General features: G+C 36.9%; 7 protein-coding genes and 1 tRNA gene. 5 read left to right on the top strand and 3 right to left on the bottom strand.

Translation table 11 applies throughout. From position 1 onward, the window contains the following. Positions 1-455: 455 nt before the first annotated feature. The 3 genes from M0Q51_14955 (at position 456) to M0Q51_14945 (ending at position 5,261) form a co-directional block, all read left to right on the top strand. Entirely contained in the window at positions 456-2,198 is a 1,743-nt protein-coding gene (locus M0Q51_14955) for a hypothetical protein (GenBank protein ID MCK9401275.1), read from the top strand. Positions 2,199-2,286: 88 nt separating this feature from the next. After that, entirely contained in the window at positions 2,287-3,933 is a 1,647-nt protein-coding gene (locus tag M0Q51_14950) for a hypothetical protein (protein ID MCK9401274.1), read from the top strand. Between the two features lie 197 nt (positions 3,934-4,130). Next, positions 4,131-5,261: a hypothetical protein gene (locus tag M0Q51_14945; protein ID MCK9401273.1), complete on the top strand. Its 1,131-nt coding sequence runs from the start codon at positions 4,131-4,133 to the stop codon at positions 5,259-5,261. A 120-nt stretch (positions 5,262-5,381) separates the two neighbouring features. Here M0Q51_14945 and M0Q51_14940 read toward each other — a convergent pair. Beyond that, positions 5,382-5,454, bottom strand: a tRNA-Gly gene (locus M0Q51_14940). 79 nt (positions 5,455-5,533) lie between these two features. Here M0Q51_14940 and M0Q51_14935 point away from each other — a divergent pair. Then, positions 5,534-5,917, top strand: a complete 384-nt coding sequence (locus M0Q51_14935) for a diacylglycerol kinase family protein (protein MCK9401272.1) — start codon at positions 5,534-5,536, stop codon at positions 5,915-5,917. Between the two features lie 79 nt (positions 5,918-5,996). On the opposite strand, the gene gcvT is transcribed toward M0Q51_14935, so the two are convergent. Both gcvT and M0Q51_14925 read right to left on the bottom strand, forming a co-directional pair. Beyond that, positions 5,997-7,091, bottom strand: a complete 1,095-nt coding sequence (gene gcvT, locus M0Q51_14930; protein MCK9401271.1) for a glycine cleavage system aminomethyltransferase GcvT — start codon at positions 7,089-7,091, stop codon at positions 5,997-5,999. 68 nt (positions 7,092-7,159) lie between these two features. Beyond that, positions 7,160-8,128, bottom strand: a complete 969-nt coding sequence (locus M0Q51_14925) for a hypothetical protein (GenBank protein ID MCK9401270.1) — start codon at positions 8,126-8,128, stop codon at positions 7,160-7,162. Positions 8,129-8,344: 216 nt separating this feature from the next. Between M0Q51_14925 and M0Q51_14920 the strand changes: the two genes are divergently transcribed. After that, positions 8,345-8,713: a PUR family DNA/RNA-binding protein gene (locus M0Q51_14920; GenBank protein MCK9401269.1), complete on the top strand. Its 369-nt coding sequence runs from the start codon at positions 8,345-8,347 to the stop codon at positions 8,711-8,713. The last annotated feature ends 2 nt before the right edge of the window (positions 8,714-8,715 follow it).

Genomic DNA, 8,715 nt, shown 5'->3' with positions numbered 1-8,715 from the left:
AGTTTATAACGGATTTTATTTTTTCAAAGTTAGCCCTCGACATGAGTTGCGAAAAATACAGAAGCCTCTATGAGGAGTGCCTGAATATCGGTAGATTAGCTGCATGAATTTTTAACGGAGTATTGATTATTCAATGCTGTGCCTAAAGAATGAAAAATTACGGATTTAATGAGAATATTTCTTGAAATATTAAGAATTCACAACTGGTTTAACTACTTTGTCCAAAATAGTGATGTCACTCTTTTATATGATAATAACAGGCAATTTGACAAGATATGTCGTAATTTAGACTATATTCAAATTTACATATCCACATTACATTTTGGAGACTATAGACTTACTGCCGATAAACCTTCAGAATAGGAGATTTTTATAATGTGATTTCATTGATTAATTTTAAATTTAAGTGGCTCTAAATTATTAAGGATTCAAATTTGATTTAAATTTTTTAAACTATGGAATTTACTTTAATTGAGAATCTTAACATTGGCATTGACTTATCAATACTCCAACGAACTACGCAACGTCACTCCATACTTTTATACCAGCATGGGGGAGCGCTTCATGCTGATAATACCCGTATAGGTAACCACAATAATGTGACACATGAGTTAAGTCTTTTTTTCGAAAAATCCCGTTTAACAGCCTGTGACTTAGCACTTACCCCCGAATATTCATGCCCTTTATTAGTAATTGAAGATATTATCAGTCACCCCGAAAAATGGCCCACTGCCGATAAGTTATGGGTGGTTGGGTGTGAATCGATGACCAAACAACAACTTACTGATTTTCATACCAATTATAATATAGATAATGTTTATGTTCATTATGACACTGCTGTTCTCAAAAATCAATTAAACTATGTGGACCCTTTGATTTATTTATTCAGGGGCACACATGATGGCTTAAACAAACTGATCGTTTTACTCCAATTTAAGACCCATCATCAAAGTGTTTGGAGCGGAGAGGTCGAAAGAAATAATCTGATTCAGGGCAATGAGATTTATATATTAAGAAATCCAATACATTCTGTAAATTTCCTCTCCCTTATTTGTTCGGAAGCCATGAATTTTCAAGCTGAATTGACACAACAAAAACAGAAGGCAATCGGATGGATTGATAGTCCTTATTTGATCTATAATCCCCAACTTAATCCTGATCCCGCAAACCCAATCTTTACTGCGTTCAGAAAATTCGTTTTCCTGTTTGGTAAAAAGGAAATAATATCTCTTAACTGGAACAAAAGCACAACTTATAATGGAGTCTCTTTTCTAAAATATGATGCGGCCCGAAGCGGATTTTATATTCAATCCGGTGAAATTAATCTGGATGAAAATAGAATAAAGTACAATCATTCACATGGACTTTACTATTTTTATTTCGGAATGAATAAGCACGCATTCATATTAAACAGTTCTCCTATCGTTTTTAATATTGCTACCCCCCCTGTTGATATTGTGAATGCGATGCCCCAGCAGTCCAGGAGGGATGGTCCTGAACTGATTGAAGTCTACGGTTTTAATGCTGTGCAAAATGATTTTGAATCATTGAACGACGGTATCAATGATTTACATGTTGATTATTTAAACGGCGTCGGATGTATCTGCAATTTTCTCATTTCACATCATAATTGCATACTGGAAAAAGAAAAGCTTGTTTGCCTCACCTCCGGTAAAATAAATAAAGAACTCGGAAGCAATTGGACTAATATTCTGAATCTATTTTCGATTAATATCGACCAGGAAACAGAAGTTAACCGCCGGATCACATTCGCAGAAGACACTCATCCCATGAGCCTTAGACAAAGAACAGAGTTTATAGATACGATAACTGAATTAAATAATAATATTTTACCAAATAAAACAGTATATCCTGAAAGTATTGCAGACCTGAAGGCAGAAGACTTGGTTATTGGTTATCATATCAATTCACGTGCTGATAATTACAAATTTAATATATTAACTGATACTGGGGAAGGACGGATCGCTACTATTTGTTTCATGGGCTCTATGCCTGATGATGTGATTGAGAAAACCTTTGATTTTCTTCAGGCATTATTTGATGATGACAATAACAATAAACGGAGGGTAGTGGTTTTTTACAGAAGGGGAAACAGAATCTTATCAAAGTCTGATCCAAATGCCGGGAAAATAACAGTAACCAGTGATTTTGATGGTCCAACTTTTTTGAAACAATAAGATTATAGATAAGGATAGAATAATCAGTCTTGCAAAAAATATTTTCCCTGATATACACCCTGTCAGGGATAATCTGTACCGGGGCGAATTGAAGATATTTGGAAAACCTGCTGGTATTTATTATATGGATATTAGTGGACAAGTGCCATTTGATAGATTTAATCAATATCAGGAAGAAGTGCTAGCCAAAGAATACTATAATAATCCTGGCAACTTACAATGGAACCTCTACTTATTGCTCCTACAAGATGAAGTCAACCCAATAACAATAGGACAAATTGAGCGCAACGACAAATATGCCCGCAAATATGTTTTCACTGAATCTCAATTTGAGGACTTCTTCAAGCTTAATAAATCTGTTGCGGTAGTTTCATCCGATATTGTCATTCAGTGGAAGGAGTCCCTCAAGAAAGTTGACTTGGAGGAAGTATATTCTAGAGCCAAATACACTGAAGCGGTAGATCGGTTTTTAAATAACCTAACAAAAAAAATTAATACAACAGAGTCTTATACTGAGACGCTGGATGCTATCAAAATCAAATTTATAAACCAGATCACTTTAAAGCAAACTTATCGCGAACATCCGAAAGAGCCAAGGGTTTTTAACTTTGGAAAAGTGAACCTTATAAAAGGGATTAATGGCGTTGGAAAAACCTGTGTGCTGGAATCTATCGAATTAGTGGCATGTGGAAGGACTTTCAGGAATCCCGGTAAGAAAGAGCACGACAATTGTATCGAAGCAATAATAAACGATAAACATCAGGCTGAATTATGTACGCCAAGTGATAATTCAAAATATCGGCAACGGGACGCTTATTGGTACAGTAATAATTATGTTAAAGATAATTTGATTTATAATTCTTTTAACAGATTCAATTTCTATAATACTGATGCAGCAAATGACTTAGCGAAAAGTAATGACGAAGATGCAGTGAGGCAGGCTTTATCCAATATTATTTTGGGAAGTGAATTCAATTATATTTCTGAAAGAATAAGCGGATTCTTTGATAGAATAAAACCTGTGTATTATGATTTATATCGTGGGATGAATGATGCGGATCATACTATTAAGGAAGCCAACCTCGTCATTTCTACAATTGGAAAATCCGAAACACTCCAATCACTAATTGACATTATTAATGGGAATTTACAATCGCTACATTTCAAGAATAAGAGCTTGAATCTCGAAAGGGAGTATGCTGAGATAGAAGTGGTGATTAATCAGGTGAAAGCCCTTACTGAAAAGGCTTTAGGGATTCAGACCTTTTTAGTTAACAGTAGAAATGAGCTAAACGTCATTAAAAAAGAATTTACAGCAAAAGAAGCTGCATATGATCAGTTTAAAACAAATCTTGAAAAAGTTTCTCAGGATATTTCCTTGCAAGAAAAGCAGATTAACACCTTCAATGAAAATTCCAACTTACTACGTTCAGCCTTTAAATATTTCGCTGATCCAAGACTTTTTCAGATTAAAGGTTTCAGTAAACGTCTTGCTGACTCTGAAGAGTCGATAAGGAGAGTACAAGCAATGAAAAATAGCCTTGGAGCATTGGACCTTCAGGCTTTCACCTCAAAAGAAAATGTCAATGTTCTTCTTGGTAAAACCCGTACTGGTCTTGCTACTGCCAGAACAATACAAGATGAATTAGATGCTCAATTAAAAAAACTTCTTGCGCAGTTTAGTAATACGGATAAAGTAGTTAATCAAATAAAATTATTGGTAAAGAGTATTTAGTTCTAAGACCAGATGCTATTTCATGCCCTCTTTGTCAGTCAATTTATGATGGATTTGAACTGAAAAGAAGGATTGAACAAGTCCTACAAACGAATTCCAAGAAGAATCAACTATTAATTGATTCACTTCACCAAAAACTAAAGGATGCGAAAGATAATGTTGATAAGCAAACTCAGTTTTTAAACGGCCTGGTGAACTTGAAAACTGTTTATGATAATAACTTCAACGTCGATTCAGCAGCGATGTCTGTAGTGCAAATTGCAAGCAACATTTCACAGTTTTTAGCAAAGGAAAATTATTATTTAGAGCAAAAACAGTACCTTGTTGGTTTTCGCCAAATAGCCGAAACCTTTAATATTACGGAAGAAGAATTTTCCTATTTGAGTAGCAAGTTGACCACAGACATTGGTGCTGATTTCGTATTACTTCCTGCCAATAAAAAGCTGTTTGGGGATAAGACTGCACAGTTAGCTTCGGAAATTGAAAAGAATAAAGAGAGCCTGCTTAAGATACAGGAGAATAGATTCCAACTTGGCAGAAATTTTACGAAAAGCCTTGGACTTGAAGAAGATAAAACTTATACATTAAAAGACTTTTATTCCATACTTGAAACGGAAAAAAGAAACATTAGTCTTTTTGAAAACTATTTTAATCAGATTGCCCAAATAATTGATTTAAAAGATGAGGATTTACTTTCCGAAATTGACCTTCAATTGACTCTGATGCAAAAAAATCTTGCTTCACTCAAAACCGAAGAGAAAAATCAGTATGACTTGAATAGAGCAGAAAAAGAAAAAAAACAAGCACAAGCCTATAAAGAGACTAACGAAAAGAAATATGACCGGATTAAATCTGCTTATAAAGTACTGAGTTCTCTTAATCAATCTGATGGAACGCAACAGTTAAACAGTTTTTTCGATAGTAATCTTGGTGAAATAATTGACATTTTTAGAACCATTCATGTACCGAGAGAGTTTAAATCACTAATATTTCAGGATAAACAGCTTTTCCTTATCAAGGAAAATGGCCAGAAAAGAAAGATTACAGAGATAAGCACTGGTCAACGGACAGCTTTGGGTTTATCAATTTTTATTAGCCTTAACCGTCAACTAAAGAACGGCCCTAATCTTATGATTTTCGATGATCCTGTTTCTCACATTGATGACCTAAATGCACTATCCTTTTTAGATTTCCTTCGATTCTTCATTTTGAATGAGGACCGTCAAATATTCTTTTCGACAGCTAATAATCGCTTAGCGAGTTTATTTGAGAAAAAGTTTGAATTTTTAGGAGAAAATGACTTTAAGAAATGGGAATTAAAGAGGTAACGATTGATTCTTTAAATTTTATGCAGAAGTTTTTTTAGAATCTAAAATTAAAAGGTCCAAAATCAAAAAAGTTAGTTTAAACCATGTTTAAACCAACTTCCTAAAACCTCTGAAAAGGCGAGCGGAAAACGGGATTCGAACCCGCGACCCTCAGCTTGGGAAGCTGATGCTCTACCAACTGAGCTACTACCGCTTATATTCCCGCGTAAAATTAATTTAATTTCACCTTACTGGCAAGATTTTTCATCCGGCCGGATATTTTTTGTATTTTTATGGAAATATTTACAGCGATGGATCCGGATCCCAACAAATCATTTTTATACAGGCGTTTAAAAAGCTTTAAGTACGCCCTGCGGGGTTTTTCAGGTGTTGTGATAACCCAACCCAACTTCATTATCCATATTTTTGCTATCGGTGTCGTTTTTGTTGTAGGATACTTTATGAAAATAAGCCTGGTGGAATGGGGGCTGCTGGTCCTGGCAATCGGGCTGGTGCTGATCGCCGAGATTTTCAACACAGCCATAGAATGGCTCGGCGACCTGATCAGCCCTGACTATAATGAAAAGATCCGCTGGGCTAAAGATGCCGCTGCCGGCGGGGTGCTGGTCGCAGCAGGAGCTGCAGTCCTTATCGCTATCCTGGTTTTTATCCTTTAAATTTTAAAGGGCAATATCAGTTATTCCTTCCTCACGGTGAAAAGCAGACCTCAATAACAGGGCCTGGCATAAAACGGGATCAGTTAGAAGGTTTATAAAAAGGAATTTTGACAATGACAGCCTTTAAAAGCTTATCACGTATTTTGATATAAATATGGCTACCAATGGTAGCATAGGCGGTTTCGACATATCCCATTCCAATTGGGATTTTCAAAGAAGGAGACATAGTCCCGGAAGTAACTTCCCCGATAATTTTCCCGTTTTCATCGCAGATTTCATAATGCTGGCGGGGAATTCCCTTGTCGATCATCTCAAATCCCCTGAGCATTTTCTTCACCCCTTCCACCTTTTGATTTTCAAGGGCGGGGCGGTTAATGAAGTTATTGCCTTCACTGAATTTGGTGATCCAGCCCAAGCCGGCTTCTATCGGGGAAGTTGTGTCATTGATATCATTTCCGTAAAGGCAGAAGCCCATTTCCAGCCTGAGTGTATCGCGGGCAGCAAGGCCGATAGGTTTGATGGCAAATTCGGCCCCGGCCTCCATGACGGCATGCCATATAGCCGGTCCATCGGCATTTTCCATATAAATCTCAAATCCGCCGGCACCGGTATAACCGGTATTGGATAGAATAATCTGTTTGACCCCGGCCATGTCAACTTTCTTAAAAGTATAGTAAGGAATATCGTTAAGATCGGTCTTGGTCAATTTTTGCAAAGCAGCCAGTGCTTTCGGCCCCTGGACGGCAAGTTGGGAGGTTTCATCCGAAGCGTTGTAAATTTCAGCTCCGTGAATATTGTTCTTTTCGACCCATGCCCAGTCCTTGTCAATGTTTGCCGCATTGACCACGAGCAGGTAAGTATCCGTATCCACCCGGTAAGTCAGCAGGTCATCGACTATACCTCCCTTGTCATTAGGAAAGCAGGTATATTGGATTTTCCCGTCATCCAGCTTGGCTACGTCATTGGAAGTAAGACGCTGGACCAGTTCAAATGCCTTCGGCCCTTTGATCCAGAATTCTCCCATGTGCGATACATCAAAAACGCCTACACCGGTTCTCACCGTTTCATGCTCAGCGTTGATCCCTTCAAATTTTACCGGCATGTTAAAGCCCGCAAACGAAACCATCTTTCCCCCGTTTGCAACATGCAAATCATAAAACACAGTATTCTTCATTAATTAAAAATTAAAAATTTTCTACTATTATGACTTTATAGAGTTATAAGTTTTTGACTCTTCACTCTTCACTCAATAAGTCCTCTCCCCGTTTTCCTTATCTTTCCTTCCATTTTCAACTTAACGACCAGTTTATCCAGGATACCGTTGATAAAAAGCTTGCTTTTTACCGAACTGTATGATTTTGAAATCTCTATATATTCATTGATCGTAACTTTTATCGGAATTGAAGGGAAAATCATTAATTCGGTCAATGCCATTTTCATGATAATGATATCCATAATAGCGATGCGTTCCAAATCCCAGTTCTCAGCCTGTTCTTCAATCAATTTCTCATTTTCCAGGCTTCGTAAAATACTATATCTGAATAATTTAATCATATATTGCCGGTCTACATCAAGATCTTCCCCCTCATCACCATCTTTAAAAAGCGGCGGAAGGTTATGCTCAGGTCCCCAGGGTTCTTTAAATGACTTAATTGTTTTAATCAGCATGATCAAAGAAATGTCGTAATCCTCATCTGACCAGAAGATGCTTTGATCTTCATAATAATTCCTGAGAAGTTCATATTCAGGTAAATAATTCATCACAATCAGGGCAATTAGTTCTTTGTCATCGTTATAACCTGATTGCTCCTTATTTGTAAATTCAATAAAATCCTGTCCATTTTTCAACTCATGGAGAAGTTTCTGGAAAAGATGCTCTTCATGGACCCAATTAATTTTCAATTTATTGCGCCAGCACAGGAAATCTTTATTCTCTTCGACCTGCCGGATAAACCGGTTTTCGATTAACCGTGTGTTGGGATTTAAGTCTTCTTCGGTAGGGTAAAACTTCTTTTTTGCTTCTTCCATCCTGTTTCGCGTATAATCAACTAATTTAAGGAGGAAGGAAAGCTGGCAGATATACAATTCATAAAGTTTATCAGTGCTTTTAATTAATTGCTTTTCACCAGCAGCGAGGTCATCGCCATCTGATTGAAAAAACGCGTACAAAGCTTGTAAGACTTTGACCCTGAGATGCCTTCTGCTCAGCATGATGCGAAATGAACTTAGTATTACCTACATGGGCAAAGGTATAAATATTCCTTGTCCATCAAAGAATTTTTTTTATTTATCCCGCGTCCGGAAAGCTCATGCAACCTTTAGATCATTTTTATTGTCTATAATTTCATAAAGTCGGATGAAAATGATGTGTAAATAAATATTTCTATTTTTGTGATGAAGTTGATGGAATAAAAATTGGAACGAATGATGGAAGAGTTTGGAAATAAAGAGATAAGGAAAGAGGAAGTGTTTTCAAGGGTTATCCGGGCAGGTAAAAGGACATATTTTTTTGATGTCAAAGCCACCCGGTCCGGAGAAAACTACCTGACGATCACTGAAAGCAAAAGGCGGTTTGACAACGAACAAGGCAAGTTTTTTTATGAAAAACACAAAATCTTTCTTTACAGGGAAGATTTTGAAAAATTTATGGCTGGCCTGAATGAAGTGATGCATTTCGTTGAAACGGGTGAAAAGCCTGAAGGTATTGAGGATGAGCCGGTTTCTGGTGATGAACACCACACTGACCTGGATTTTGACGATCTTGGAACCTCAGGAGAAGAGGGCAAGGATCAATAAGA

This window comes from Bacteroidales bacterium, from assembly GCA_023229505.1.
GTDB lineage: Bacteria > Bacteroidota > Bacteroidia > Bacteroidales > JAGOPY01 > JAGOPY01.
Note: the sequence above shows the minus strand (reverse complement) of the source record. Positions and strands in the feature narration are given on the sequence as shown.

Coding starts and splice junctions, on each gene's coding strand:
- M0Q51_14955 (MCK9401275.1), top strand. CDS start 456: ATGGAATTTACTTTAATTGAGAATCTTAACATTGGCATTGACTTATCA.
- M0Q51_14920 (MCK9401269.1), top strand. CDS start 8,345: ATGGAAGAGTTTGGAAATAAAGAGATAAGGAAAGAGGAAGTGTTTTCA.
- gcvT (MCK9401271.1), bottom strand. CDS start 7,091: ATGAAGAATACTGTGTTTTATGATTTGCATGTTGCAAACGGGGGAAAG.
- M0Q51_14925 (MCK9401270.1), bottom strand. CDS start 8,128: ATGCTGAGCAGAAGGCATCTCAGGGTCAAAGTCTTACAAGCTTTGTAC.
- M0Q51_14935 (MCK9401272.1), top strand. CDS start 5,534: ATGGAAATATTTACAGCGATGGATCCGGATCCCAACAAATCATTTTTA.